The 2,191-nt window shown below is 33.5% G+C and carries 2 protein-coding genes; both read left to right on the top strand.

Annotated features, from left to right (window positions below; all coding sequences use genetic code 11):
- Positions 1–221 precede the first annotated feature (221 nt).
- Positions 222–1,181: an alpha/beta hydrolase gene (locus ACZ76X_RS28940; RefSeq protein WP_479852473.1), complete on the top strand. Its 960-nt coding sequence runs from the start codon at positions 222–224 to the stop codon at positions 1,179–1,181.
- Positions 1,182–1,355: 174 nt separating this feature from the next.
- Positions 1,356–2,087, top strand: a complete 732-nt coding sequence (locus tag ACZ76X_RS28935) for a DsbA family oxidoreductase (RefSeq protein WP_479852472.1) — start codon at positions 1,356–1,358, stop codon at positions 2,085–2,087.
- Positions 2,088–2,191: the final 104 nt, after the last annotated feature.

Raw genomic sequence — 2,191 nt, 5'->3', positions numbered from 1 at the left:
CTGTAAGACGAGTCAGAATGACTCGTCTTTTTTATGTTTCCAATTCCTAATCCTTATTCTTTTAATGCTCTCATATTCATTTTGTTTCATCATTTTTGATGTGTAGCATAAGATTTTCTATTTTATTTTTTGTAGAATTAATCTGTCGGTGTGTTAAAATAGTGCAGTTGTTTTTTAAATACTTGAATATAAGAAGATTTAATTTTGAAAAAGGAGATAATATGAAAAAGATAGGTGTAATTACTATAGTAGTCTTAGTCCTTCTAGCGATTACTTATGTGTTAGTCGGGAATTATTTTTATAATTATGCGTTGAACGCGAAACAGGAGAAAGAGTTTTTAGAGGATAACCCTCACTTAGTAGAAACTGTGAATGCATCAGGGGATGTGTTGGCTACAAATGAAGAAAAGGATGCGAACTTTGTATCAAATCATAAACCTAATACACTACACATAAATTCTTTCGATAAGTTGAAATTAACGGGTTATGAATATATGAATGAACAATCTAGTCATAAATGGGCAATTGTAGTTCATGGATATGATAGTAGGGCATCGAAAATGACGAAATATATCCGGAACTTTTATGAACAAGGATATAACGTTATAGCGCCAGATCTTCGTGGGCATGGAAATAGTGAAGGTGATTATATTGGGATGGGCTGGCACGATCGTAAAGATATTTTGATTTGGATCCAACAAATTGTAAAGAAAGACCCTAATGCTGAAATAGCACTCTTTGGTGTTTCAATGGGGGGAGCAACTGTAATGATGACTTCAGGTGAAGAGTTACCTTCTAACGTGAAAGTTATTATTGAAGATTGTGGATACTCAACTGTCATTGATGAATTTACTTATCAACTAAAAGATTTATTCCATTTGCCAAAGTTTCCTGTTATGAACGCGGCAAATACAATTACAAAATTAAGAGCTGGATATGATTTAGAAGAAGCTTCAGCTGTAAAACAAGTAGCGAAAAGTAAAACACCGATGCTATTTATTCATGGGGATGCTGATACATTCGTTCCTTATGAAATGTTAAATGAAGTATATAATGCTGCAAAAGTAGAAAAAGAAAAATTAATTGTTCCAGGTGCTGGACATGGAGAAGCTGAGAAGATAGATTCGAATAAATATTGGAATACGGTATGGAAGTTCGTGGGGAGATATATGCCAGCATAATTAGATTTGTATATACGATAATCAAAAGGGAATGCTTTTATACTTTTGATTATCGTTTTTTCTATTTATAAATTCATTTTAGGTTGTAGTATATAAGGCTTGAAGTATAAACTTTTGAATTCCTTAGTGCCAGTGCTACAATGATTGAAAACTACATGTTAATGAGGTGTTTCTATGAAAATTGAAGTATGGTCAGATTTTGTGTGCCCATTTTGCTACATTGGGAAACGTAGATTAGAGATGGCTTTAGAGCAATTTCCACATAAGAAGGATGTTGAAGTTGAGTTTAAAAGTTTTGAATTAGACCAAAATGCTCCAATCTATTCTGGAACAAGTATTAATGAAGTGCTTGCATCGAAGTATGGCATTAGTATTGAAGAAGCTAAGCGAAATAATATACAACTAGGAAATCATGCAGCTAGTATGGGACTAAGTTTTAATTTTGATGAGATGAAGCCGACGAACACTTTTGATGCGCATCGTCTTGCGAAGTTTGCAAAGGATCAAGGGAAAGAAAAAGAGATTACGGAAAATCTACTTTTCGCATATTTCACAGAATCGAGAAATTTAAGTGATGTAGATACGCTTGCTACTATTGCTGAATCTTCAGGTTTAGATAAGCAAGAAGCTTTACGTGTTATTTATGATAAAAACGCATACGCAAATGCTGTTAGAATCGATGAAGCAATTGCTCAGCAATACCAAATTTCAGGAGTACCTTATTTTATTGTTAATCAAAAGTATGCTATTTCAGGTGCACAGCCACTTGAAACTTTTGTTAGTGCACTTCAGCAAGTGTGGGAGGAAGAGAATCCTGCACCTAAGTTACAAGAGCTTTCTTCAGAAGGCGGAAGTGATATGTCTTGTACGGATGAAAGTTGTTCAGTACCTTCAAAAGAACAATAGTTTTTATGATGGAATAGCAACCCATAGAGTATTTTATGGGTTGCTTATAGAAGAGATTTATAAAAAATGAAGTTTTTTATAAAAACATATTGACGAATTTAGGT

Source organism: Bacillus sp. BC05(2025), from assembly GCF_056725905.1.
The sequence above is the reverse complement of the archived record's forward strand: the minus strand, read 5'-3'. Positions and strand labels throughout refer to the sequence as shown.